Source organism: Paenibacillus albicereus, from assembly GCF_012676905.1.
GTDB lineage: Bacteria > Bacillota > Bacilli > Paenibacillales > Paenibacillaceae > Paenibacillus_O > Paenibacillus_O albicereus.
The window spans coordinates 1,572,927-1,599,295 of sequence record NZ_CP051428.1 but is presented as its reverse complement, the minus strand read 5'-3'; the positions used below and the strand labels follow the sequence as shown (position 1 = coordinate 1,599,295).

Annotated in this window: 16 protein-coding genes; 7 read left to right on the top strand and 9 right to left on the bottom strand. The window is 66.8% G+C overall.

Annotated elements, in window-relative coordinates:
- The first annotated feature begins 42 nt into the window (after positions 1-42).
- Complete coding sequence (locus HGI30_RS07085; RefSeq protein ID WP_168906982.1) at positions 43-1,335, top strand: beta-ketoacyl-[acyl-carrier-protein] synthase family protein; 1,293 nt, start codon at positions 43-45, stop codon at positions 1,333-1,335.
- Between the two features lie 114 nt (positions 1,336-1,449).
- Here the strand turns inward: HGI30_RS07085 and HGI30_RS07080 are convergent, their stop codons facing one another.
- Positions 1,450-6,414 (bottom strand): S-layer homology domain-containing protein, encoded by a 4,965-nt coding sequence (locus tag HGI30_RS07080; protein WP_168906981.1) that lies wholly within the window; start codon positions 6,412-6,414, stop codon positions 1,450-1,452.
- A gap of 161 nt (positions 6,415-6,575) precedes the next feature.
- Positions 6,576-7,319 carry a 5-oxoprolinase subunit PxpB gene (pxpB, locus tag HGI30_RS07075; RefSeq protein WP_206110036.1) on the bottom strand — a complete coding sequence of 248 codons (744 nt, stop codon included), beginning with the start codon at positions 7,317-7,319 and terminating at the stop codon, positions 6,576-6,578.
- 168 nt (positions 7,320-7,487) lie between these two features.
- Between pxpB and HGI30_RS07070 the strand changes: the two genes are divergently transcribed.
- The 5 genes from HGI30_RS07070 to HGI30_RS07050 are packed head-to-tail and all read left to right on the top strand — an operon-like array spanning position 7,488 to position 12,918.
- The gene (locus HGI30_RS07070; RefSeq protein ID WP_168906980.1) at positions 7,488-8,363 is read left to right on the top strand and encodes an ATP-binding cassette domain-containing protein; all 876 of its coding nucleotides are present in this window, start codon (positions 7,488-7,490) and stop codon (positions 8,361-8,363) included.
- Entirely contained in the window at positions 8,360-10,618 is a 2,259-nt protein-coding gene (locus tag HGI30_RS07065; protein WP_168906979.1) for a M1 aminopeptidase family protein, read from the top strand. Before HGI30_RS07070 ends, HGI30_RS07065 begins: the two co-directional genes overlap by 4 nt.
- A complete protein-coding gene (locus HGI30_RS07060; protein WP_235680352.1) occupies positions 10,602-11,219 on the top strand; it encodes an RNA polymerase sigma factor in 618 nt (205 codons plus the stop codon). The genes HGI30_RS07065 and HGI30_RS07060 overlap by 17 nt, the downstream gene beginning before the upstream one ends.
- On the top strand, positions 11,200-12,045 hold the full coding sequence (locus tag HGI30_RS07055; RefSeq protein ID WP_168906978.1) for a hypothetical protein: 846 nt from the start codon (positions 11,200-11,202) through the stop codon (positions 12,043-12,045). The genes HGI30_RS07060 and HGI30_RS07055 overlap by 20 nt, the downstream gene beginning before the upstream one ends.
- Before the next feature lie 12 nt (positions 12,046-12,057).
- A complete protein-coding gene (locus tag HGI30_RS07050; protein WP_168906977.1) occupies positions 12,058-12,918 on the top strand; it encodes an ATP-binding cassette domain-containing protein in 861 nt (286 codons plus the stop codon).
- Between the two features lie 78 nt (positions 12,919-12,996).
- Here HGI30_RS07050 and HGI30_RS07045 read toward each other — a convergent pair whose 3' ends face one another.
- From HGI30_RS07045 to HGI30_RS07030, 4 genes are all read right to left on the bottom strand, one after another.
- Positions 12,997-16,266: an S-layer homology domain-containing protein gene (locus HGI30_RS07045; RefSeq protein WP_168906976.1), complete on the bottom strand. Its 3,270-nt coding sequence runs from the start codon at positions 16,264-16,266 to the stop codon at positions 12,997-12,999.
- Positions 16,267-16,427: 161 nt separating this feature from the next.
- A complete protein-coding gene (locus HGI30_RS07040) occupies positions 16,428-17,534 on the bottom strand; it encodes a response regulator (protein ID WP_168906975.1) in 1,107 nt (368 codons plus the stop codon).
- The gene (locus tag HGI30_RS07035; RefSeq protein WP_168906974.1) at positions 17,531-20,632 is read right to left on the bottom strand and encodes a hybrid sensor histidine kinase/response regulator; all 3,102 of its coding nucleotides are present in this window, start codon (positions 20,630-20,632) and stop codon (positions 17,531-17,533) included. The genes HGI30_RS07040 and HGI30_RS07035 overlap by 4 nt, the downstream gene beginning before the upstream one ends.
- Before the next feature lie 303 nt (positions 20,633-20,935).
- A complete protein-coding gene (locus HGI30_RS07030) occupies positions 20,936-22,354 on the bottom strand; it encodes a vWA domain-containing protein (RefSeq protein WP_168906973.1) in 1,419 nt (472 codons plus the stop codon).
- Positions 22,355-22,741: 387 nt separating this feature from the next.
- Between HGI30_RS07030 and HGI30_RS07025 the strand changes: the two genes are divergently transcribed.
- Positions 22,742-23,044 carry a hypothetical protein gene (locus tag HGI30_RS07025; RefSeq protein ID WP_168906972.1) on the top strand — a complete coding sequence of 101 codons (303 nt, stop codon included), beginning with the start codon at positions 22,742-22,744 and terminating at the stop codon, positions 23,042-23,044.
- A 1,156-nt stretch (positions 23,045-24,200) separates the two neighbouring features.
- Here HGI30_RS07025 and HGI30_RS07020 read toward each other — a convergent pair.
- The 3 genes from HGI30_RS07020 to HGI30_RS07010 all read right to left on the bottom strand — a co-directional run bounded on the left by HGI30_RS07020 (position 24,201) and on the right by HGI30_RS07010 (position 26,053).
- On the bottom strand, positions 24,201-24,392 hold the full coding sequence (locus HGI30_RS07020) for a hypothetical protein (protein ID WP_168906971.1): 192 nt from the start codon (positions 24,390-24,392) through the stop codon (positions 24,201-24,203).
- Positions 24,393-24,498: 106 nt separating this feature from the next.
- A complete protein-coding gene (locus tag HGI30_RS07015; RefSeq protein WP_168906970.1) occupies positions 24,499-25,035 on the bottom strand; it encodes a hypothetical protein in 537 nt (178 codons plus the stop codon).
- Positions 25,019-26,053, bottom strand: a complete 1,035-nt coding sequence (locus HGI30_RS07010; RefSeq protein WP_168906969.1) for an amidoligase family protein — start codon at positions 26,051-26,053, stop codon at positions 25,019-25,021. Before HGI30_RS07010 ends, HGI30_RS07015 begins: the two co-directional genes overlap by 17 nt.
- Between the last annotated feature and the right edge of the window lie 316 nt (positions 26,054-26,369).

The window sequence follows — 26,369 nt, the reverse complement described above, 5'->3', positions numbered from 1 at the left end:
CCAAACTTCCTCTATCCCCCTATTGCGAAGGAGATGAAGCACATGCTGCTGCACCGCAAGGAATCCGCTGCATTCAAGGAGCACCGCGTCGTCATCACGGGCATGGGCGCCGTCAGTCCGTTCGGAGCCGGCGCGGAGACGCTCTGGAGCGCCCAGGCGCAAGGCCGATCCGGCATCCGGCGCATCCGGGAAAGCGACTGGCCGGAAGAATGGCTGGAGCAGGCCGACCCGCAGGCGATCGCCGGGTTCGTGCCCGATTGGGACGGAGAAGTCCGCTTCGGCCGCAAGGAAGCCCGCAAGATGGACCGCTTCGTCCAGTTCGCGCTCGCCGCAGCCGAAGAAGCGCTCGCCCAGTCGGGACTCGGCGAAGGCCGGCTCGTTGCGGATCGGACCGCCGTCTACGTCGGCTCCGGCATCGGCGGGCTCGGCACGCTGATGGAGCAGGCGCGCGTGCTCGGCAGCCGCGGCCATGGCCGCGTCAGTCCGACGCTCGTGCCGATGATGATCGCCAACATGGCCGCAGCGGAAATCAGCATCCGCTACGGCTTGACCGGGCCGGCGCTGGCGCCGGTGACCGCCTGCTCGATCGGCAATACGGCGATCGGAGAAGCGACGCGCCTGCTGCGGGCCGGCATCGCCGATGTCGCCATCGCCGGCGGAACGGAAGCCGCCGTCGTCCCGATCGGGGTCGCCAGCTTCGACAACGCGACCGCTCTCGCCTCGTTCGACGGCGATCCCACGGCAGCCAGCCGTCCTTTCGGCCGCAGCCGCACCGGGTTCGTCATGGCTGAGGGAGCCGGCATCGTCGTGCTCGAGACGCTCGCCCATGCGCTCGCGCGCGGGGCCGAGCCGCTGGCCGAGGTGCTCGGCTACGGCGCGTCCTCCGACGCGTACCATCGGGTCGCCACCGAGCCGACCGGGCGCGGCGCGGCGGCCGCCATGCGGCTTGCGCTCGCCGATGCCGGGCTGGAGGCGGAGCGCGTCGACATCGTCTGCGCGCATGCGACCGGCACGCCGGCCGGCGATCTGTCGGAGAGCCGGGCGATCCTCGGCGCGCTCGGCGATCGCGGCGGGATCGTGCCCGTATTCGCAGGCAAGTCGATGACCGGCCACATGCTTGGCGCGGCGGGAGGCGCGCAGGCGATCACGCTCGTCCGCATGCTGCGCGAAGGGCTGATCGCGCCGACGCTCAATCAGGATGAGCCCGACCCGGATTGCGGACTCCGCGTCCTTGCCGCCACGCGGCGCGAGAAGCTCGAGGTCGGGCTGTCCAACTCGTTCGGCTTCGGCGGACATAACGCCGTTCTCGCGCTCGGCCGGATCGAAGCCGTCTGAGCGGCGCTCTTGCCCGTCGGCGGGGAAAGCAAAAAAAAGCGGCATCAGGGCTCTCGCGCCTGATGCCGCTTTTGCCGGAAAGGGCCGCTTCCAGCCCTATCCCGCTGCAACCACTTACTCCATGTCGTCCTGAACTGTGGACAGCAAGCGCTCCGAGCCATCCTCCTCGCGCGCCGACTCATGCGAGACGGACGCCTCCATGACGGCGCCGAAGGCCCAGTGGCCGAGCGGCATGTCCGCGAACAGCGGCTGCGCCCCATGAAGCGGGCCGCGCCGCAGCATTCCGTTGATGAGGGAGACCGCCTCGTCGCGGCGGATCGGCTGGTTCGGACGGAAGCTGCCGTCCGGATAGCCGTTCAAATACTTGCCGACGCGCATCGCCTCGATCTCTTTTACGGCCCAGTGGCCCGACGTATCCGTGAAGCGGCTGCCCGTCGGCTCGCCCGGCTCGAGTCCGAGGAAGCGGGACAGGACCGCGACCAGCTCGGCGCGGGTCACCGGCGCGTCCGCCCGGAAGCGGCCGTTCGCATCGCCGTTGAAAAAGCCCTTGGCCGACGCTTCGGCGATGTACCCGCTCGCCCAGTGGCCCGGGCGGACGTCGCCGAACGATGCCGGAGCCGCAGCCGCCGTGCCGTCCGACAGGCGGGCGACGATCGCCGCGACCTCCGCCCTCGTCAGCGTCTGCCCCGGCTTGAAGCCGCCATCCGGATAGCCGCGGATGTAGCGCTCGTGGGCCAGCGGCTCAAAGCGGTCGGAGTAGAGCTTGAACTTGGCGACGGAGCGGGCCGTGCCGCCGCCGGCGGCAAAGGTCGCGCTCACGTCGGCGTCGCGCTCCTTGGCGTCCAGACGCGGCCAGCGGACGGTCAGCCTGCGCTCGCCCGACTGCCCCGCGTTCAGCCCCTCCACGCTCCAGACGGCTTTGCCGCCCTCGATCGTCGCGCCTTCGGCGAGGACGACAACGGCGCCTTCCGGCAGCGCGACGTCCAGCTTTCCGCCGGACAGCCACGCCGTGCCCACGTTTTTGTACGCGACGGTAAGCACCGTCTCGCTCTCCTCGCGCACGACCATCTGCGCGGCGGATACTTCTACGGCCAGACGCGGCTCGGGCAGCGAAACGGGCATCTCGAGCGGCTTCAGCTGCACGTCATGCTTGACGATGTCCCACTCGACCGGAATCACCGGACTGCGGTACGGTTCGTAATTGTCCTTGGTGACGGTCAGGTAGTAATCCGTCTCGGGGTAGACCATGTAGGCATAGAATCCGTGCGGATCGGTCGCCTGCCGCGGGCTGGCGTTGTCGTTCGGCTCGAAGCCGTCCAGCTTCGGCAGGACGACGCCTTCGCCCGGCGTCCGGCCGGCAGCGCGGTTGCGCGCGCTGTCGGCGTAATGCAGCGAGACGGCCGCGCCTTCGATGGCGGCTCCGGTCGCGCTGCTGGTCACCGTTCCGTACGGATCGACGAGCTGCGCGAGCAGATTGAGCTCGCCGTCTGCTTTGACGTAAGCCTCGCCTTTGGTCAGCACCGCCTGCACGCCCGGCTCGATCTCGTAGCGGACCTCGAACGTATAGGCGCCGACCGGAAGCCCGGCCGCCGAGAACACGCCGTCGCTACCGAGCGGCTGAGCGATCGGCTTGCCGTCGCCGCCGGTCATGTAGCGTCCCTGGCTGTCCTTGAAATAGACGCTCGAGCGGCCCGCCGCCGCTGCGGGCAGCTTCGCCGTCCCGCCGTCCGGACGCTTCAGCAGGACGATGCCGCTTACCGTCTTTTCGGATTCAAAGGACTGCTCGCCGCTCCCGTCGGCGCTGCCGACGACGGCCTTCTGCTTATACGTGATCGGCGTCGCCACGCCGCCGACCTCGATCGTCTGCGTGACGGCGAGCTCGTAGACGGCATCGCCTTTGGGCACCGGGATCGCGTATTCTCCCCGCTCGTTCGTCATCGTCGTCGCTTCAAAATCAACGCCCGGCTCGATGACGCCGTCGCCGTCCAGGTCGAGCGTCGCCCGCACGACGGCGCCGGCGACCGGCGCATTGGAGCGCCCGGCCGTCAGCACCCCCTGGATGCGGGCAGGCAAATACGTCAGCTCGACGGACGCCTCGGCCGCGAGCCCTTTGGCCGGGTCAAGCACGGCCGCCGTCACGGCGACGCGTTGCTCGTCCGTGCCGGACATGGCGGCGGAGCGATAGAGGACCGTTGCCTTGCCGTCCGCCCCGGTCGTCGCCTCGGCCCCGTCGGGGAACGATCCGGCGCCGGCCGAGAAGACGACGGCGACGCCGCTCACCGGCAAGCCTTGCCCGTCCGTCACGACGGCGGTCAGCTCCGTTTGGGAGCGGCCGTCGCCGACGATCCGGTCCGGATCAGCCTTCAAGGCGACCTTCGTGGCCAGCACGCGCACCCAGTTGTCGGCCCGGCGCGTCCCATCCTCGCCAAGCGGCGTACCGTGAATGCCGAAAGCGGTGAAGACCGCTTCATAGTCGCCCGCGTCCGCTTGCGGCAGCAGGAAGCCGGCTTTTTCCCAGCGCTTGTACCCTTCCGCCGCGCTCGTCGCCGGATTGATCCAGACGAGGTCCGTCTCCGCGCCCGCCAGCGTCGCGCTCACGCGCTCCGCCGCCAGGGAAGAGACCGCCGACAGCCGGACGGGATGTCCCGGCAGCGCCGTCAAGCGGGCCGGATCCCCCTGGGCCTTGTCCCCAGCCCATCCGTCAAGCGCCTTGTGGATGACGACGAGATAGGTCGCGGGCTCGCTCTCCTGCCCGGCCTCGTCTACCGCGACATACTGGAACCGGTCCGTACCGCCGACGAAGCCGGCATCCGGCTCGTAGATCCAGCCGCTGCCGTCCGCGCCTTCCGCAGGGCGGAGAGTACCGCGCTGCGGGCCGGAATCCGGGAGCAGCCGGTAGACGAGCCCGGTCACCGACTCGCGGTCGGAGCCCGACAGCGTCAGCCGGATGGAAGAGACGCCTTCGTCGGCAGAGACCGACAGCCAATCCGCCGTCGGAATGCCGTCATAGGCGATCCGCACCCGCGCCGGCTGCTCGGCCAGCTGCTTGCCGTCGGTCGGCAGCCACGGAATCTCGACGAGCGCTCCGTTGCCGAGGTCCGCCGCAGGAACGAAGCGCAGCGAAGACAACGCGAGCGCCGGCACGAGCGTGCGCTGGCCCGGCTCGGCATAGACCGTTTCGGTCGTGGCCGGGTCGATGTAGCTCAGCGTGCCGCTCGCCGCGAAGCCGGCCGGCAGGTCGAACGCGGCTCCCCGCATGGCGTCGCCGTCCGCATCTTGATACAGAGCGTCGAAGCGGCTGCCTCCGCCTGGAGCCGCGAACTCGATCGGCGCTCCCATCGGTCCGGTCCGGCTCGAGTCGAGCGCCGTCGGAGGCGTATTAATGCGGATATGCACCTGCCGGTCGGCAGCCGCGAACAGCTCGCCGTCGCTGCCGTTCCAGCGGAAGGCGACTGTGCCCGTGGCGCCCGGCTCAGGCTGGAAGACGAGCCGGTCCAGATCGGCGGCCGCAATTGCCGCGCCGGCTTGTACCGCCGTCCACGGCGCATCGGTCCGCTTCAGGTAGAGCTTGCCGAGTGCCGGGTCGGGCAGCTCGGAGATGCGAACCTCGGCGAGCGGCGAGCCTTCCGGATCGGCATAGGCGGAAGGCTGGGCAAAATCGCTAGGCGAGAATGCCAGCAGCACGTTTTTGAGCGCTTGCTTGCTCACCGTATCCACGATGGGAGCACGGTTGACCGCAAAGCTCGCCTGAGCCGGATCGGCGGCATATTTGCCTTCGGCGAACCCTGTCCAGCCGAACTCGGCTTGGCCGTCGGTCGTCGATACGGGACGGAAGCCGAGCTTGGCCGTGTCGGCCAGCGCGATTTCCCTGCCGATGTCCGCGCTGCCCAGCGGCGCGCCGTCCAGCAGCAGCTGTCCGTCCTGCGGGTCCGGCAGCGACGTGATCCGGATCTTTTCGAGATTGGTGCCGTTCGCCAGCGTTACGCCGCCTTCGACGCCGTTCGTCTTGTAGAACTTGGAGCTGAAGTCGGCCGGCGCGAACGACGCCGACGGCTTGGAGAAGTCTTCGTTGAGCATGAGGATCTGCGCGGTCGGGATGTCCAGCAGATGCTGGACCTTGCCCGGATCCGGATTCGATCCGTTCCTGCCCCGATCCTCGAACAGGATCAGGTTGACGCGATAATTCTGGCCGGGGGTGATGGTCGCATCGGTCAACTCGACGGTCCAGCCGGCAGACGCTCCCGGCGCGAGGCTCGGAACGAGCTTGGCGTTGAGATCGAGATTGACCTCCCGCACCGTGCCGTCGGCGTCTTTCGTCTCCTGGATGACGTTGGCTTCCATGGAGAAGCTGCGGCTGCCGCTGTTCTGCACAGAGGCCAGGAACGACGCGTCGACGGAGATTCTGCCCGGCTTGACCGTGATGCCCGCGCTCGTGAACTCGGCCTTGTCGCGAATGCCGCCGTCCACGACGAGCTGCGCCCAGTCGATTTCGGTGACCCAGCCGGTGTTGAGATTGGAGGACTTGAAATACTGATGGATCGATACGCCGACGTACTGATCGCCGAGACGGATGCGCTCCGGATCGAGCTCGAGCACGGTCGTGTTCCATTTCTCGTTCGCCCCTGAAAGGGCGCCAACATGCGCCGCCTGCGCGAACTCCCGCTTGTAGGCTGCCGTCGCCCCGCTCCAGTTGCCCGCCGTCGGCCATTCCGTATACGGAGGGCCGAGGACGATGTCCTCCGGACGGTCCGACAGGTATACCCGGTCCCACTCGCCCGTGCCCGAACTCTGCGAGCCGTCGAATTCATCGACGTCGTAGGCGCGAACGAGCAGGCGCGCGCTCTCGGCGGGCCGCTTGTCCACCCCGGCGATCTTGAGCTCGATCGGGTACAGGGCGTGGCCGTTGGAGATGCGGCTTGCAGATTGGTCCAGGTCGCCGTCCGCCTCGGTTCCGGCCGCTCCTCCACCCCAATTGTCGGTGTCGGTGAAGTACGTGCCGCCACCGGCGCCGCCCTCGACGCTTGCGCCGGCAGACGCCGGCAGCGATGCCGCTCCGAGCAGCATCGCCGCAGCAGTCACGCCGGCGAGCCGCGATTTCCCATTTTTTAGTTTGATTCGAATCGACTTCTCCCCCTGTTCGTTCGTCCTTCCCGATTTTTATCGGGATCGGGATCGAAAAAATGAAGGTCCAGCCGAAATTCATAGCCCTTTTTGCCCATATCCAGTCAAAGTCGAAAGTCCTAGATCGGAACGAACCGCAGCCGGTCTCCGGCAGCGAGCAGCGCAGGGCGCTGACGCGCGGGATCGAACAGCGGGAGGTCGGTCCGGCCGATCAGCTGCCAGCCTCCCGGCGACTCCGACGGGTAGATGCCGGTCTGCCCGCCGCCGATGCCGACAGAGCCTGCCGGCACGCGCGGCCTCGGCGAGTCCAGGCGCGGCTGCGCCAGGGCGGGAGGCAAGCCGTCGAGATACGGGAAGCCCGGCAGGAAGCCGAGCATGACGACCCGATAAAGCGGCTTGGAATGCGCCTCGACGAACGCCTCGGCCGACATGCCGCTGCGCCGGGCCGACGCGGCCAGATCTGGCCCCGCTGCGCCGCCGTACCGGACGGGAATCTCGATGATCGTCCGCGACTCCTCCTCCGGCAGCGGCGGCAGCGCGGCGAGCCGCTCTTCGAGCCGGCCGATCGCGAGCCGCCACGGCGCCTGCTCCTCCCCGGCCTCCCCGCCTGAACCGCAGCCGCGGCTCCTCCACAGCTTGACCGGATCGTAGACGGCGAGCACCGACTCGTACGACGGCATCGCATCCTCCAGCCAGTCCCAGCCCGCCTCCTCCAGCCAGCGCGCGGCATGCGCGAGCCGCCGCTGCAGCTCCTCGTCCGCCATGCCGGCCCAACCGGAGCCGCCCTTAGCCGGTGCGATTCGGACCGCCCGGTCTCCGTACGGCTCGCCCGTCAGAGGATGAGCCGTTCCTTCCCTATCCATGCGCGTTCCCCCTCGCGTTTTCTCTCCTTATTTGACGTCTGAGCGAGCTTGTCAACCGCCCCCCGCAGGCCGCGAAGCGGCGCGGCAGGGCGGCGGATGGTATACTGCTGGTATCAAGAAACTTTTTGCGCGAGGCAGTCGTCGATTGCACAGGAGGCTCACATCTACATGCTAACCGCTTGCAAGCTGGGAAAACAATACAAGACGGGCTGGGCGCTGCGCCCGCTGTCGCTGGAGCTCGGTCCCGGCCTCCACGGCCTGCTCGGCCCGAACGGAGCCGGCAAGTCGACGCTGCTCCGGCTGCTCGCCGGGATGGTTGCGCCGACGACCGGCGACGCGCTGCTGCGCGGCAGCTCGGTCCGCGACTTTCGCCGCAGCGGCAGCCGCATCGGCTACCTGCCGCAGAACATCCGCGTGCTGCCGCAATTCTCCGCCCGACAGTGGCTGCTGCATGCCGCGTCGCTTCAAGGCGGAGAGTCCGCGGCCGAACGCCGGCGCAAGGTCGACGAGGTGCTCGAGCAGGTGAACCTGCTCGGCGAGGCCGACCTGCCGGCCCGGCACTATTCCTACGGCATGACCAAAAGGCTCGGCGTGGCGCAGGCGCTGCTGTCTGCCGGCGATCTGCTGATCGTCGACGAGCCGACCGCGGGACTTGATCCCGAGGAGCGCATCCGCCTGCGGCGGGTGCTTGCCGAGGCCGCGGCGACGCGCGTCGTCCTGCTGTCGACGCATGTGCTGGGCGACATCGGAGCCAGCTGCAGCGAGGTCATCGTGCTCGGCGAAGGGCGGCTGCTGTACCACGGCAGCACGCAAGGGCTGGCCGGCTTCGCCGAGGACCGCACCTGGGCCTGGGAGACGTCGGAGAACGAATGGCGGCGCATGCCGCTCGGCGGGCTGCTCAGCGCGCGGCGCACGGAGGAGGGCATCCTCTGCCGCGCGCTGAGCGACCGCCCGCCGTCTCCGTTCGCGGAGCGGGTCGAGCCGACGCTCGAGGAAGGCTACCTGATGCTCATGAACCGCCAGCCTTCCGGAGGTCCGGGATGATCCGAGGAGTGCTCCGCCAAGCGGCGATGGAGCTGCGCTCCCTGCTGCTGCTGCGCTGGACGCTGCTGCTGCCGGCCGCGGCCTCCGTCTGGATGCTGCTGCATACGTGGCGGCTGCGTCCGGAGTCGTCGCAGGACGTCAATCTGTACGCCTCCGACACGCATCAGATGCTGCTCATGCTGACGACCGCCATCCCGCTGCTGCTCGGCGTGCTGCTCATGCGGCGCGACCTGCTTCATCCTTCGGCCGAGTGGCTGTTCCGGCTGCCGCTGTCCGCCGGGAGCTGGATGGCCGCCAAATGGCTGGCCGGACTGGCTTACATGACGCTCTACGCCGCCGCTGTCGGAGCGGCGTACGCCGCCTCGGCGCTGCGGCACGGACTGGCCTTCTCCTCGATGTGGAGGCACATCGCTTTGTATGGCTTGCTGTACGAGCATGCCTTCGCCCTTTCGCTGGCGCTCGGCCTGTTCCTCGGCGTGCTGCTGCCGCTCCGCTTCTCGCTGCCGGCCGCCTTCTGCGCCTGGGTGTTCGGCTCGCTGTTCCTGCAGGCTTACATCCGGCCGGTCTACGAGTGGAGCTGGCTCAAGGCGTTCTACCTGCAGCCGCTGTTCGAGAACAGCCTGCTCGGCAACGAGGTCTGGTCCTGGCCGCTCGCCCGTGGCGAGCTGCTGCGCATCATGGGCTTCGGAGCCGCCTTCTCGCTCTTTCTGCTCGTCGCCGGAGCGGCGCTGCTCGGCCGCCACAAGCCGCCGCTGAACCGTCGCCGTCCGTGGCTGCTGGCGATCGTCGCGATGCTGACCGCAGCAGCGGCATTCGCGCCGTTCGCCTCCCTGGAGGCAGCCCGCGACGTTCATCGCGCCCAGCTGGAACAGATGGCGGCCGCGCCGGACGAGCGGCTCGATCCCGCCTCCTACCGGTTTCGGCTGGAGCGGATGGACCTGCAGGTCGAGCTTGCCGGCCGCGCCGGGCTCGAGGTCGAGGCGACGCTGGAGCTGCCGACCGAAAAGGGGCGGCTGCTGCCCGCGGAGCCGGGGCGGGAGCTGCGCTACAAGGATCCCGGCATCGTGTCGCTGCTGCTTTACCCGTCGCTGCAGGTGCGGTCGGTCCAGCTGAACGGCGTGCCCGTCGCCTGGGAGCGCAAAGGGGACAGCATCCGCTTTCCGGAGCTCATGCTCGATGCCGACCGGTCCGTCCAAAAGATCGAAATCCGCTACGGCGGAGCGCTGGACGAATGGCTGAGCGGACCGGGCGGGAGCGAGAGCTACCTGGCCTTTCTCCGCTCCGAGGCGCTCTACCTGCCCGCTTCGCTCGGCTGGTATCCGCTGCCCGGCGGCGATACGCTGCTCGCGCTGGACGAAGACGGCCGGCTGCTCGACCGCCCGGCGTCCGCGCTGACGCCGGATGCGGCATACACCGTCGTCGTGTCCGGCTTTCGGGCCCCGCTGTTCGGCACGCTGCCGGATAAGCCCGGCTCGGACGGGACCATGCGCTTCCAAGGCGTCTCCGGCGCAGGCCTGACGCTCGTCGGAGGCCGCTTCGAGACGGTCCGTCGCGACGGCGAGCCGATCCGGGTCGTGACGACGCCGGGCAACCGGGACGAGGCGGAAGCGTTCCTGGAGCGCTTCGAGCTGCGCCGCGAGGGGCTGGAGGAGCTGGCCGCTTCCCCGCTGAACGCGGTGCGGCAGGTGTTCTTCTTCCCCATGCACCTGATCGGCGCGCCGGTCGAGGCGCCGAGCGTGAACCGCTCCTGGCATGCGGAGAACGACACGCTGTTCATCCCGCAGACGGAGCACCGCAATCTGGACGGCTACGCCGAGGACGCGCTGAGCGACCTGCTGCTGTTCGGCGATGTCGGGCGCGGCGAGACGATGGCCAAGGAGAACGCGCTGGAGGATCCTTCCGGCGGCGAGTCCGTTGCCTTGGCGATCCGCTCGGCTTATGCTTATCTCTATAACAAGCAGCGCGGTCCGGATGAGCCTTACCGCGTCGAGGCGGAAGGGCTTCCGGCATGGAAATCGATGCGCTCGCTCGTCCAAACGGCGTACGAACGAGGGGACGCGCCGCTCGTGCGCGAGGTGCTGGAGCATTTCCGCGGCCATGGACTGACGCTGCCGGAGCCGCCTCGCAGCGGTGCCGGCGAGCGGCTGGCCGCCGACTCTCCGCCGTTTGTGACGGTGAAGGATTTCATGAGGGAATGGCGCGAGCGCATGCCGGACGACCGCTGGCCGAGGATGACGGATGATGAAGGAGGATGACCGCGTGACGGTGACGGATGAAGAATTGGTCCAGGGAATGATGGACGGGGACCAGGCGAGCTTCGAGGCGCTGGTCCACCGCTACCATGCTCCGCTCTCGGGCTTCCTGCAGCGCCAGCTGAAGGATCCCGGGCGTGCGGAGGATGTCGTGCAGGAGACGTTCCTGAAGCTGCTCCGCCAGCTCAAGGACCGGCGCAGTCCGGACAACGTGCAGGCCTGGCTGTACCGGGTGGCGATGAACCAGTGCCGCGATTATTGGAAGAGCTCCGGCTACCAGACCGACCGCAACCGCTTCGGCGAGCCGCCGGAGCGCAAGGACGAGCGGCCCTCGGTCGTGGAGATGGCCGAGCGCTCGGAGACGAGGCGCGAGATCCGGCAGACGCTCGAGGAGCTGCCGCAGGTGCAGCGCGAGGTCGTGCTGCTCCGCTTTTACCAGGATCTCAAGCTGCAGGACATCGCCGACGCGCTGCAGCTGCCGCTCGGTTCGGTGAAGACGCATCTATACAAGGCTCTGCGCAGGCTCAAGACGAAGCTCGGCAAGGAGCAGGAAGCCCCGAAGCGGGCGGAAGGAGGGGAAGCGGATGGAATCGCCGAACGATAAGGAATTGAAGCAGCTCGAAGAAGAGCTACGCGGTCCCCTGGCTTCGCTGCAGGTTCGGCCCGTGACGGCCTCGGATACGGCGCGCCTGCTGGTATCGCTGCAGCCGGCCTTCGACTCTCTGCGCCCGGAGCTGGCCGGCAGAGGCGTGCCGGACTGGATGGGAGGCAGCGTGCCGGATGCCCGGCGTCCGACGCTGCTGAAGCTGCTGCGCACCCAGCTCGGCGCGTATTCGCGGGCCTACTGGCTCGCCAGCCTGGGCGTGTTCCTCATGCTGATGTACATTCTGCCTTACGGCTCCGGCGAGGAAGGCTCGTCGATGCTGAGCGAGGTGAGTGCAAAGCTGTCGCTGTTCCTGCCGATGATGTTCCTCTCCGGCCTGATGTACAGCTTCCGCAGCTGGAACCGCGAGATGCGCACGATCGAGAGCATCACGCCGTATCCGCCGGCGCTGCTGCTGATGGCCCGGGTCATGATCGTCGGCGGCCTCAACGTGCTGTTCGGCGTAGCGGCCTCGCTCTATCTGGCGACGCGCATGGAGCAGTTCCCGGTGCTGCCGTTCATCCTCCAGTGGATGTCGCTCATCCTGCTCATCGCCGGAGGCGCGGCCTACGTCATGCTGCGGGCCGGGGTCAAAAGCTCGTTCGTCATCGGCTCGCTGTTCTGGATGGCGTGGAACATCATGGAGTACGTGCTGCGCATGCCGGAAAGCGGCAGCTCCGCGCCGGAAGCGATCCGCACCGCCATCTACTGGCTCTGCCTCGGGGCCGGCGCGCTCATGATCTCGATGGCGTACCGCCGCAGCCTCGTCATCAAGCGGGTCGTCTAAGGAGGCCCGCCGATGATCGAGCTGAGCGGCGTGCGCTGGGAGCGGCGGGCCGGCGCGTTCACGCTGGACGTGCCCCGGCTGCTGCTGCGCGAAGGCATCACCGTCATGGCCGGCGCCAACGGCTCCGGCAAGTCTTCCCTGCTGCAGCTGCTGGCGACGGCCGAATTCCCCGACAAAGGCGGCATCCGGTACGGCATCATGAGCGGCGACCGCGATCTGGCGGCGATCCGCGCATCGATCGGCTACGTGCCGACGGGTCTGGAGCTGTACGAGGACATGCGGATGGAGCGGCTGCTCCGCTATCTGTCCGAGCTCAAGGGCGAGGCCGGCCGCGCGGAGACCGACCGCGTCATCGGGCTGTTCCAGCTGGAGCCGTACCGCAGGCGCGCGATCAAGACGCTGCCGCAGGGCATCCGTCAGCGGATCGCGCTCGCCCAGTCCGTCATCGGCTCGCCGGACTACCTGTTTCTGGACGAGCCGCTCAACGCGCTGGATTCGCTCGAGCGGCTGCGGCTGATCCGCTTTCTCGCCTCGTATGCCCGCGGCAGAGCGGTCGTCGTCTCGACGCATGAGCTGAACGAATGGGAAGCCTGGGCGTCCCGCATCCTATGGCTCGCGGACGGCAAGCCGCAGTTCCACGGCACGCCGCAGGCATGGACGTCCTCCCTGCCCGGCTCGGTATGGGGCGGCTCGGTCTCGCCGGAGCGCTACCGGGAGCTGCCGGGAGGCAATCTGCTCCAGGTTCGGCCGGAGCTGGACTGCTTGAGCGTCCGGCTGCTCGCGCCGGACTGTCCCGGTCCGGAGTTCTCCGTCCAGGAGCCGACGCTCGAGGACGCCTACTTCCTGCGCTCGCGGGCGCGGCTTCGAAACTAATCGATTCCAGGCAAAAAAGGGCTGTCCCGTTCGATTCGGCTTCACGCCGGCATCGATGGGACAGCCCTTTTGCTTTTGTTACCTGGAGCCCGCTTGGTCGATCAGTCCGGCGGCGACGAGCAGCCGCTGCGCGAGCGCAGCCGTCTCCGCCCGGGTGATGGGCCGCTTCGGCTCCAAGCCTTTATCGGAGCCTTGGACGAGTCCGTGGCGCAAGGCGGCCGCGAACGCATCCTGCGCCCAGGCGCTGACCTGCCCGCCATCCCTGTGCGCAGCGAGGGAATCGGGGCCGGCGGGTGATCCGGCCGCATCCAAGCCGGCCAGCGTCATCGCACGGGCCAGCATCGTCAGCGCTTCCTCGCGGGTCACGCTGCGGCTCGGACCGAACGAGCCTTGACCGTCGCCTTGGACCAGGCCATAGGCCGCTGCCGCCGTGACCGAGCCCGCATGCCAGGCTGCCGGGTCGATGTCAGCGAAAGGCGAGGCTGCGGAGCTCGGGCCGAGGCCGAGCGCCCGCACGAGAATCGCGGCGAATTCGGCGCGGGTGACCGCCGCGTCCGGACGATAATGGTCCGCGTCCGCTCCGCTCACGACCATCCGCGAGGCCAGGTCGTTCACCGCCCGCTCCGACCAATGCCCTGCGACATCGCCGAAGGAGGCCGGATGGTAGATGAGCGTGTAGTCGCTGTTCGTCAAGCTGTTGACGATCGCAACATGCGAGTCGCCCCGCTTCTCGATAAAGGTCGGCACATGCCGGACCGTGCCGTCCTTGCCGATGACGACGGCGGTCGTAATCTTGGCCGGGTCCGCGCCTTGCGGCAGCGGAATCCCGCGCTTCACATAGGAGCTGAAGCGGTCGACGGAAATGGTCTTGCCGCCGTAGGTCGCCGTGACGGCGAACTCGACCGGCGCCGCCGCCACGCGGAAGCCTTGGCGGAGCCCGGCCTGCCGCGCCAGCTCCGCAGTCGCGGCGTCGCTCGGCACGACCTGGATGCGGAGGGCGATCTCGGAAAGACGCTCGCCCGCTCCCAGCTCAGCCGCCAGGCGCGCGATATCGATCTGCGCCGCCGGCAGCGCGTAGCTGCCGCCCGGCGCCTGCACGTCCAGTACGGCCCGGCGCGCGCCCATCGCTTGAGCGACGTCTCCGGTCAGCAGGACGGAGACGCCGTCGACAGGCTCGCCCGCAGCGGGAATGACCATCACGGCCCCGTCGCCCGCAGCCGCCAGCTGCGCCAGCAATTTCGCGCTGTCGACGGACGCGACGAGGATCGTCTGCCCGTTCGCCTGCTCCGTCGCTGTCTGCACCAGCCGCTCCTTCGGCTGGCCGTTCACCGTCATGCTCAGGCCGGAGGTCGGCGTCGATGTAGGTGCCGGGGTTTCGCTCGGTGTCGGTCTCGGCGTTTCGGTCGGCTTCGGGGACGGTTCCTCCGTCGGTGTCGGAGTTTCGCTCGGTTTCGGCGTCTCCGTCGGCTCCGCCGATGGCTCGGCCGGCTTGTCGGACGGCGTCGGCGTCGGGACTGCCGCTCTCCGCACGCTCACCGTGTAGACGGCCTTGCTGCCGTCCTGCGCCGTCACCGTCACTTCGATGAGGTTGTCGCCCTCCGCCAGAGGCAGCGCGGGCGAAGAAGCCGCGCCGCTCCACACATGCGGGCCGCCGGCCAGGCGGCCTGCGCCGTCATAGACGCTGACGGCTACCGTGGCGTAGACCGCGTCCGCCACGCTAGGCGACACCGTCAAGCTGGAGACATCGCTGGACACATCCGCCGTGTAATGCAGCGTGCCGCTCGCGAATGTCGGATTCATTGCGCCTGCCGACAGCGACAAGGCTTGCAGATCGGCATTGCTGGACATCGGCATCGCGATCGTGTAGGAGAAGTCCGCCACGGCGCTGTCGACCAGGCCCGGGCCTGCGGCGATCGCCCTCACCGTCACGGTCTCTCCCGGCGCGCCGCTGATGGCGACGGTCGTGCCGGAAGCGCTCGCTGTCGTCGGCATCGTGCCGTCCGTCGTGGCGTGGATCGCCGCGCCGGCTGTCGCCGTGGACAGAGCGATGACGCTGCCGTCCGGCAGGACGGAGCCGCTGGCCGGATCAGCCGTCGGCGCCGCCGCCTGCCTTTTTACGGTGACTTGGATCGTGCGGGAAGCGGTGCCGCCCGCTCCGTCGCTCACCGCGACCGTGAACCGGTCCGCGCCGTAGTAGCCCGCGCTTGGCTGATAGCGGATTCCGCCGGCCGGAGCCAGCCCCGAGCCGCCGCTTGCGGCCGTCGCTAGTCCCAAGCTCACGGTACCGTGCGCCGGAGCTGACGTCACCGTCCAGCTCAGCGTCTGGCCGCTGTCGCTGTCGGTGACGCTCAGCTGCGTCGTAAGGTCCGTGGCTAGCGAGTCCTGCGCGACGGTCAGCGTCGTCTGGCTGCCGTCGAACGTCGGCACGACGTTCTGGCCGAGCGTCTTTACGAATCTGCCCTGAGCGTCGAACATCAGGATCGACCTGTAGTTGTCGCTCACATAGACGTTGCCGTCGCGGTCCGTCGTCACCTGGTACGGATTGGTCAGGGTTGGATCCGTCAGCGTCATGCGGTAGCTGCCGTCGCTGTTGTATACCTGCACGCGCTTGTTGCCGCCGTCGACGACGTGCAGTCGATCGCTGCGGTCGACATGCGCCCCCCAGAGCTTGTTGAAATGGGCGTTGTCGGTTCCGGGCACGTTCTTCTCCCCGAGCGTCTTTGTCAGGGCATACGTGTCTTGAGCGCTGTTGTAGCTATAGACAAGCACCGTATGCGTGAAATATTGCGTGATGTACACGTTGCCCTTGGAATCCGCCGCGATTCCCATCGGGCGATCGGTCATCGGCGGCGAGTTCGCGATCTGCTTGTACCCGGTGCCGTCCGTATTCATCCGATAGACCAGGTAATTCTGATCGGAGACGAACAGATGCCCTTTGCCGTCCAGCGCCATCGCCTCTGGAGCCGGATTGGGCGAAGGACCCAACGGAAGGCTGCGAAGCCAGCTTCCTTGGCTGCTGAAGACCTGAATCCGACGATTGACATAGTTCTCCAGGACGTAGATTTCCTCCGTCGACGGATCGACGGCGACCGCCAGAGGCGTATTCAGATGAGCGTTGTCCGAGCCCGGTACGCCCGATTCTCCTATCGTCATCGCCAGGCTTTCGTCGCGATTGTACACCTGGACGCGATGATTGCCCGTATCCGTCACATAGATGCGTCCGCTGCTGTCCGTCGCTATGCCGCGCGGACTTTTCAGGTCCCAGCCCGTGCGGACAGCTCCGAATGCCGTCGGCACGATCGTGAAGAGCATCGTGATCGCGACCAGCAGCGATCCCCATTTTTTCATTGTTCCTCCACCTTCTCCGGATAGTGATGCTGCGCTTGCTTGGCCCAGCGTACCACGCCCCTTCTCAACACTTTCACAACATCGCTGTCAAAAACCGACAAAAAAGGCGGTCGGGAACGAATTCCCGACCGCCTTTCGCGTTTTCATCCGGCCATCTGGCGCTAGCCTTCTTCCAGCTTGTTTTTTTCCTTGAGCGCCAGCACCTGGCGCGCGCCACCCGCATCGCCGGCCTGCTCATGCGCTTCGGCCAGCCGGTCGTAATGCTCGCTTCTGCCCGGCTCCAGCTCGATGAGCTTGCGTAGCAGGGACGTCCGCAGCTCGATGTCCCCACCGGGGATGGCGGATTTCAGCGCTGCGGCTGCCGTCGAGCGCAGCTCGATGCGGAACGCGTCCGCCCACGGATAATGCTCCGTTTCCAGGTAATCGCCTCGGTACAGAGCCATCGCCTGCCGTCCGTCCTCTGCGGACAGGCCCCCCTTCACCCTCTCCAGCAGCACCTCCAGATCGCTTCGGATGGCGGACGGGTCGATCCAATAGCGCTCGTCGCCGTAGCGGACGATCTCTCCGCAGCCTTCCGCTTTGAGCAGGCTGCGCAAGTAATACAGCGACGTATGCAGCAGCTTCTGCGCCCGGTCGCCGGGATCATCCGGCCATAGGTGCTCCAGAATGGCGTACTTGTAGACCGGCTGTCCGCGGTGATGCCATAAAAACGCGAACAGCTCCTTGGTCTTGCGGGTGCGCCAGGTCAGCAAGCGGCCGTCCGCGCTGTACAGCTCCATGCTGCCGAGCACCTTCAGCGTCAGCGGAGGCGGAGCGCCGTCCTCGGCGCTCGACAAGCTTGCCGGACCGGCCGGGGGATCCATATAGCCCGTGACGCCCGGAGCGACATACCGGCGGATGCCGCGCCGGTCTTGCAGGCTCTTGTAGCGGGCCAGCGCCTGCAGCAGTTTGTCCTTGGCGACCGGCTTGAGCAGGTAGCCGATCGCCGCCGTGCCGAAGGCGTCCACCGCGTAGTGGTGGTAAGCCGTCACATAGATCACCTCGACGTCCGGACAGATGCCGCGCAGCGCCTCGGCGGCCTCCAGCCCGTTCATCCCCGGCATCTCGATGTCGAGGAAGACAAGCTCCGGACGCAGCGTCCCGCAGCGCGCGAGCGCGTCCGCCACTTGCTGGAACTTGCCGACGACGTCGACCCCGCCGGCCTCGTTCAGGCGGATCTCCAGCACGTCGAGCGCCATTTCCTCATCGTCGATCAGAATCGCCCTCACGGCAGCCTCTCCTCTGTCAGTGTCATCGTTATCCTGGTGCCGGCTCCCGGCTCGCTGACGATGGCGAGCCGCCGCCCGTACTTCATCTGCAGCCGCCGGTTCACGTTGCCGATGCCGATGCCGCCGGCTTGTCCTGCCTCCAGCCGCGCCAGCATGTCCGCGTCCATGCCGACTCCGTCATCCTCGACGCTGATCTCGACCGCGCCGGGCGTCTTGCGGATCTCGATCCTTACCGTGCCTCCCTCGGGCTTGGGCCCGATGCCGTGGCGGACGGCGTTCTCTACGATCGGCTGAAGCGTCAGCGGCGGCAGCAGCGCATGCGCCTCCTCGTCGGCAACCACCTCCACCTGCAGCCGCTGGCCGAAGCGCAGCTGCTCGATCGCCAGGTACGCCCGGGCCAGCTCCAGCTCCCTCTCCAGCGGCACGGCTTCGCCCAGCAGGACAAACGTGAACTTGGCGCGCAGATAGGTCGTCAGATGCTGGATCGTGTCCCGCAGCCGGTCCACGTCCTTGTAGCTCAGCCCGATCAGAGCGTTCAGCGTGTTGTACAGGAAATGCGGCGTGATCTGGGCCTGCAGGAAGTCCATCTCCCGGCGCACCGCCTGCTCCGAAGAGCTCTTCATCGCCAGCAGCGACTGGACGCGGGCTCTCAGCTCGGCCAGCTCGAACGGCTTTTGCAGGATGTCGTTGGCGCCGGCGGCGAAGGCGGCGAGGATGTCCCCCGTCTGGCCCGACGCGGTCAGCATGAGCACCGGCAGCTCGGCCAAGCCATGCCGCGAGCGAATGTCCCGGCAGATGTCCAGGCCGGACACGCCGGGCATCATCAGGTCGAGCAGTACGAGATCCGGCTGCGTCCTCCGCAGCGCCTCGATCCCTTCCGCCCCGCTGCCGGCCGCCGTGAAGCGATGTCCCAGCGAGGCGACCGCGTCGGTGGCGATCTTCAGATTGGATGGCTCGTCGTCGACGACGAGGATGTGGAAAGCCTTTGAAAACCCGGCTCCCTCGTTCCCCGGGGCGGCAGGCGGCAGGACGGCGAGTCCGTGCGCCATATCGCCATCCCGGCCTTCGGCCGGGGAGACGTCCGCAGCCTCCGACGCGAAGGCAGCCCCGGCGGCACCTCCAGCTACTGCAAAAGCTGCCGCCTCCTGCGCCGAGGCTTCTCCGGCCACCGGGAGCGTGAACGTGAACCGGGAGCCGCGGCCGAGCTCCGACTCCAGCGACATCATCCCGCCCTGCAGCTCCACCAGCTGCTTGGCGATGCTCAGGCCCAGCCCGATGCCTTCGCGCGAGCCGGCTCCTGCTTCGCGGCCATGCACGAAGGGCAGGAACAGCTCGTCCCGCTGGTCCTGCGGGATGCCTCTACCCGTGTCGCCGACGGTAATCGCCAGCATGTCGCCCTGGCGTTCGGCGGAAAGGGACACCGTTCCACGGTCGGTGTATTTAAGTCCGTTTTCCAGCAAGTTGTGCAGAATCTGGCGCAGCCGGTTCTCGTCCGCCAGGACGAGCGGCAGCCCCTCCGGCAGCTCGTCGAGCAGCCGGATGCCGGGACGAATGGGCGCGATCGACAGCGTCTCCCACACGATTTCGGCGGAGACCCGGACATCCACCGGCCTAATCTGCACGGCCAGCTCCCCGTAGCGGATCCGGTTGAGGTCGAGGATATCGTTGACCAGCCCGGCGAGCCGCCTCCCGAGCCGGTTCAGCAGCAGGATGTTGTCGCGATGGTCCGGGAGAAGCGGCGCCTGCTCCTGGTCCAGCAGCGACTGGGACAGGTTGACGATGCCGTGCAGCGGCGTGCGCAGCTCATGCGACGTCTTGGCGAGGAACTCGTCCTTTTGCCGATCCTGAACCAACAGCTTGCTGGCGAGCCGCTCGCTCTGCCGATAGGCGGAGCGCAGCCGGTCCGTCATCAGGAACGATTGGGACAGCACGACGAGCAGCAGCGTGACGATCATGTAGTATGGGCTGTCCAGCGCCAGCTGATAGCGCGTCTGGGCGAACACCCAGCTGATGATGAGGAAGAACGTCCCGAGCAGGATGTAGTAGACTCTCACGCCCAGATGCCGGTTGCGGAAGATCGACGTGAAGATGAAGACGAACGCCAGCATCTGCATGAGGATGCCTGGCCACAGGATCGGGACCAGGCCCTCGTTGGGGATGAGGATCAGGACCGCCAGATAGCCGTAGCTGGCCCCGAGGAACGCCTTGAGCCGCCTGCTGGGCTTGTCGCCCAGGTACAGCCGGACGTAATGGATGAAGAACAGGATCGACAGCGAAGGCAGGATGAACAGCAGCTTCTGCAGCAGCAGGAACGAGATCGACGGCAGCAGCGAGGCGAGCACGATCTCGTTGTCGAGACTGAAGAACATCCCCAGCGTCAGACAGAACAGGCTGAAGTAGAACAGGTACGGCTCCCGTCTCCACTGCCTGAACATCCCGGTGAAATAGATGCCGAAAGCGAGCAGCGTCGTGACGAGGATCATGTCCGCCATGCGCGAGATGTCCCGCTTGTCCGCCACGTCTTCGGCCAAGCCGAATTCCGGTGGCTGCACCAGCCCGCCCTGCAGATAGCGGTAGCTGGCCGCCTGGATGACGATGTCGATCGTGCGGCTCTCCGCCTTGGCCGTGCCGAAAACCGGGAGGTTGCTGGCCACGAAGCTCTGCGGATCCAGATCGGGAGAGCCGCTGCCGCCGATCTCGTCGCCGGCCATGTAGATCCGGCTGGACAGGCGGATCTTCTTCGCCCGCAGGCTGTAATAATCGGCTTCGCCCACCTCGATGCGGAGCCGGTACGTCCCCGCTCCGAAGCCGTCGCCCTTCCAGCTTCCGGGCACGCTCAGCAGGCTGCGGCCGCTTTGCAGCTCATCGCTGTTGCGGGCGAAATCGGCCGGGGCGAGGAGCTTGTCCTTGTAGAATTCCCATTCCCCTCGCAGCGGGATGATTCCCTGCTTCGAGAAGTCCCACCCTCTGGCGTCCAGCACGCCTTCCTTTGCCTCGGGATAGCTTTCTTCCGGCTGGAGCCAGGCATAGACGATCCAGGCCGCGGCGGCGAGGAAGGTCAGGACCAGGGCGATGAGCAGCAGCGATTGTTTCTTCATGAGGAGTCCTTCCTGGTGCAAGTTCCGGCTGCGGGACCGCCTTTTCGCGGATCGGCCTGGGGGTTCGTGAGTGACGTGGAATCCGCCGTTGCCGTTGCAAGAGACGTCGGCCGTTAATTAGTTATCGGTACGTGCTTCAGAAATGCTGAACAGCCTGACTGCGGCCGATGGCCGAAATCAGGCTGCTGCTGCGGCAGCCCTGCGAGGGGCTGCTGCTTCGTATGGCGGCTGGCTTAGACCGAATCCCTTACAGGCCTGGCAAGAGCCGCCGTCCCGTCCATGCGCGCGTTCGCCAAGACAAGGTCAAGCTTCTCCCCCCGCGTACCGGGAGATGAGATCGACGAGCAGATCGTTCAGCGGCAGGATTTGCGGCTCGACGCCCTCCGGCTTCTTGTGGCCGTTGCCGATGCCGCTGTCGTCGGTCAGAAACACGTAGCTGCCCCCGGTCGCGACGGCCAGCGTGCGCATCAGCAGCTCCGTCTCGAGATCGGTGCCGCTCGCGGCGATCGGCACGATGCGGATGCCCTGCTTCGCAGCTTCGGCGGCTGCAAGCTGGATGCTCTCCCGCTCCTGCTCCCCTTGATGCGGCGGCGCGTCAAGCACGAGCAGCATCAGTCTCGCCTTCGCGCTGCGGCTCCAGTCATGCTCCAGCACGGCGTCGGTCAGCGCTTCGGCGACCGCCTCCGGATAATCCTGTCCGCCGTCGGCCTCTTGCCGGGCGATATGAGCCTGCGCCTTGACGGCATCCTCCAGGAACGGGAACGAGCGGACGACATACTCGTCCTTGCGGTCGCGATAGAAGTTCGGACTGATGCGGACGGTCAGGTCCTGCCCGATGTTCTTCTTGACGCGGGAGACGACGTTTGTCAGCTCCGTGGACAAGTAATCCAGCTCGTCGGCCATCGAGCCGGTCGTATCGATCATGAGCAACAGATCGAGCACGGCATCCGGCTGCGGCGCCTCTCGTTCCGTCTCGAGCTTCATGACGCGCCCGGCCCAGTCCTTTGTCTCTGCGTCGCGCACGATCAGCCCGTGGCCTGCATCAATCTGGACCGAGCAGCCTTGGGGAGCCGCCGGCCGATCCTCGATGCTCCCCTTCCCCTCGGTCGGAGCAGCCGGCTCGTTCCGAATCGGACCTTCCTGCCCGTCCTCCGCCTCCAGCAGATCCGCGAACAGCGTCGCCTTGCCGTCGGCGTCGGTGCGAGCCGTCCACTCCCGCTTGCCGCCGCAGTGCAGGATGACCTCGGCATCGCGGGCCGGCTCGCCCTGGGCCATCACCTGCACCGCGAGGCGCTTCGTCGGAGCGAAGCCCCAAGCCGCCGGATAAGGGCTGTCCTGAACCAGCTTCATCCACCGGCTCCAGGCGCCGAGGTCATCCCACTCGCCTGCCGTCAGCATGCCGGCCTGCGGCTCCGGCCGCTGCTGCTTTTCCGGCGGAAGAGACAGGCTCCGATCCTGTTTGGAAGTCGATAAGGGAGTGGAACCGGAATTTTCAGGCGTTTTGGAAGCTTCGGAGCTTCGGGCAGCGACAGAGGCTCCGGATGCCGTTTGGGCCGTATCGGCGGACGCCGTCGTCTCGCCACCCGCTGCAGATCCTGCGTCGTAGCGCCGATCCTCATCCGCCTCTCCGCAGCCGGCCAGCATGGCGACCGCGAGCAGTCCAGCCATCGTTCCCCGCAGCAGCCTTCCGCTGCTCGCATTGCACATGCGAAGCTTTTTCAACCGCGATGCCTGGAACTCCTGCTTCGCCCATAGCTTCTGATCGACTGAAGCATGGAGTCCCTGCTTGTTCGACGCGCGTCTTGCTGCGCTTTTCTCTTCTTCACTCATTCTTTTCATGCTCGTTCCTTTTACACTCATTCCTTTTACACTCGTTCCTTTTATGCTCGTGTCTTTATCGCTCATTCCACCGCCCCCTTCGACTCGACATGGAACTTTGGCCCAATTATGGGTCCTGCTGTGATGGACGGCGTTCCTTGGCCAAAGGTTGCATCCCGTCAGGTCGGCAGGTACAATCAGGAGCATATTCCCGGCGGCTCGAGGCTCGCTCAGCTGCCGGCAGTCGGTTCGGCGACGGACGGACACAAGCAGAACGGAGAGATCATCGACATGGAAACATATGCGCTGCTTAGCCTGACCTTGTCCCATGGCGGCTGGACGAAGGAGCTAGAGATGGAGTCGGCCGAGCTGGCGCTCGTCACGGAAGCCGGCTCGCGGCTGTGGTATATCGACGTGAACGGCGTGGCCGACGACGAGCTGCTGGATTATTTCTACACGGCAGCGGACATCGGCGTCGAGATATCGGCGCTGGCGAGGGACGGACGGATGCTGGAAGGAACGGCGTACTTCCATGCGAACAAGCTTCACCGGGCGGCGGCGCTGCGCGGAGACGGCGAGCTGAAGGGCGTCTGATTCAGACTTCGGCGAGCATGGACGCGAGTGCGCGGCAAGCAGATGCTGGCCGGGACGCCGCTTAGGCGGAGGCTTCTTTTTTCGCAGGCGGCTTCGGCAACGATGAGCCGGTGGCCCGAAGCGCCGCCGCCAGCAAATGAGCCCTCAGATGGTGAACCCGCTTATCGCTCGATACGACTCTGCGCTACCGCGCTTTCTCCGACCTTGCAGTGCGTTCTCTGAAAGCCGACCGGTCCGGCCTATTTCCTAACGATTCCTGAAGCGCTTAGGGGGCGCTTTGGAACGGCTTTTAAAAGCTAACGACGCGTCAGACGGTTAAACAGCCCCAATTCCCTCATTGACCCCCATTTAATTGCTTTTTGGACTTCTAAGCTCACCAGACGTCGTTAGATTCTGAACCTGGCCGATTATGGCCTCGTAACGATTTGATTCGTCGTTATCCCCCGCTTTCAGCGGTGGGAGCTGGCCCAAGTTCGATCATAGCAGCAGGCTCGGCAGCGAGGCGGGTTAGGCGTCAATAGCTGATTCGGCGTCACTGGCAGGTTCGGCGTCACTGATGGGCTCGGCATCACTGGCGGGTTCGGCGTCAATGGCTGATTCGGCGTCACTGGCAGGTTCGGCGTCACTGGCGGGTTAGGCGTCAATGGCTGATTCGGCGTCACTGGCAGGTTCGGCGTCACTGGCAGGTTCGGCGTCACTGATGGCTTCGGCATCACTGGCGGGTTCGGCGTCAATGGCGGTTCGGCGTCAAACCAAGGCCACAGCCTCGGCGGTAACCAGTAATGCCGAGTCTTGTGCCGTCGCCCTCCATGCCTTCAAGCTGCGGAAACGCAAACAAGACGAAGCCTCTATTCCATAGGCTTCGTCTTGTTTGCTTGGCTGAACTGCCGATTCCTCCAGCCGGATTATTCCGTGCACCGTTTCCTGCGGGGTTCCGTTGAGGATTTACCAGAAATCCCGTCTAGGTTCTGCGAGATTTCCGTCGAGGATCTGCCAGAATTCCGTCTAGGTTCTGGTCGGATTCCTTCTAGGTTCTGCCCGGATTACGTCTAAGTTCTGCCCGGATTCCGTCTAAGTTCTGCCCGGATTCCGTCGAGGCTCCTCCAAGCTCCATCGGAGCTCCGACGATCCTGCTCCGCAACCATACCGTGTTCCTCTACTTCTCCTTGTCCCCGCCATCGAGCACGCGCAGGCCGCGCCTTCTCCGCTCGGGAGAACGGACCTCTGCCTCGAGCTCCCGCACCTTGTCCTCCAGCTCGCGGATGCGCCGGGTCAGGCGGGAGACGGGGCCTGCCATGAGCGCGACGGCGATCAGCAGCCAGACGACCGGCGTCAGTACGCCGCTCATGAACGGACCTCGCCGGCGTACACCAGCGCGTCCGGCAGCTGTCCGGCGCTGCGGACTGGACCATGGTCTTGCCTGCAGTCCGTGCCTCCGAATGCCGTCCCGACGCTCATGACCGGTCCTCCCCGCCTTCAGCCAGCGCTTCCAGCAGCAGCTGCAGCTCCAGCTCCTGCACCCGCTCCAGCAGCGGCGTGTCCGCTCCGGCATGCCCGGTGAGGGCCGAGGCGGCAGCCAGGTCGGTCAGCATCGCGGCGTCCACGCCCGGCTCGCGGCGCAGCCGGCGGACCAGAGCTGCCTCCGCGTCCGGCGTCCCGTCCAGCAGCGCTTCCGTCTGCTCCCGCCACGCATCCGCGCGGGGATGCGGTCCAGCCAGGCGGAACCAGTACTTCGCGTTGGAGAAGTCCCCTTCCATCCGGTGCATCAAGCCATGCAGGTAGCTGCCTTCCGGACAGTCCAGCTCCTGGGAAATTTCATGCGAGCGGTTCAAGCTGCCGTTCCGCAGCTGCAGCCCCGACACGAGCGCCAGCAGCCGCAGCCTTGATCCATCGTCCCCGACGTGCCGGTCCCGCAGCTCCAGCAGCCGCGCTGCTTCCCGGTCCAGGCGCGCCTCCCGCTCCTGGTCGAGCGGCTCATCGCCCGGCGCCATCGGCAGCCTCCGCTCCTTCTGCACCGCTGCCAGCTCCACGAGGAGCCTTTGCTGAATTTCCTGAAGGTGCTGTTCCATTGACCTCCACTCCTTCCTGTCTACGCCGCTCCAGTCCGCCCGCCGCAAGCGTGCAGCGGAACGCATGCAGCGAGCCTTCGCCGTCCTCTACAAAAACCTCGACGCCGCCGTCCGCGGCGATGATGTGATGGATCTCGCCGTCCGGCACGAGCTGCGCCGCCTGAGCGGCAAGCTGCGGCAGCAGGGCGTTCTCGAGCGCCATCCGCTCTCGATGCCAGCGAGGCGGTTCCGCGCGCGGCGGATAGCCGCCGGACGGCACTCCGAGCGTCGCGGCCAGAGCGGCCGGCTCAGCCGGAAGCCGCTCTCCCCTGCAGGCGGCATCCACGAACCGAAGGCAGAGCTCGACGACACGCCGCACCTCGACCGCCTCCAGCGATGCGTTCGCATAGCGGATCTCGACGGTGCCGATCTCGCTCCACGGCCTCAAGTTGATCCCGCAGCGATGGGATTGCGGACGTCCGCTGCGCCTCAGCGCATCCAGATTTCCAGTCGCTCGGAACGCCTCCGCCATCTCCGCCGTGATCGGCGGCGCGTAGAAGAGGCGATGCGGGCTCGTGTCGAGCAGCCCGCTCAGCGCTGCCTGCGAGCTCAGCGCCGCTTGCAGCAGCGCCGGCATCGCGGCTTCGCCGAACGCCTCCAGCCCGACATGCACATGTAGGCCGCAGCTCCAGTTGGCCTCCGCCCCTTGCCGCTTCAGCCGCATCAGCATCTCCTCCGCCTGGCCGAGCTCCTCCCAGCGCAGCGGCGGCGATTGCAGCTCGCTGCCCGACGCCTCTCCGTCGCCATCGATCTGCTTCTCGTCCAGCGCCATCGTCCAGCCTGGCAGCAGCTCCAGCCGATCCGGCTCGCCGCCGACGAACTCGATCTCCAGCCCGAAGCGCAGCTCCCTCCAAGGCACATCCATCCGTTTTGCACGATTCCATTCGGTCAAGTCTCTCATAGTCCCCATCCTCCCTTTCGCTTTTCCTCCATTCCAGCAGAGAAGAAAAACGGGGGAGGGGCGCGAGCACGAGCGGCGCCGTGAGCGGATGCACGGACGTCTGCATGGGAGCGTGCATGCGCGTCTGCATCAACGCCCGCTTTGAAGCATGCCCGAACGGCGACACAGATGCCTGCGTGGACGGCAGCCCAGATGCCTGGGCAGGCGCCTGCACGGACGTCAGCCCTAGCTCTTGCTTCGGTCCGGTCTTGGGATTAACGGGGCACTTTGTCTCTCGCCATCGGCCTTCCTCCTTCGCTTTCGTTCGGTTGGGAAT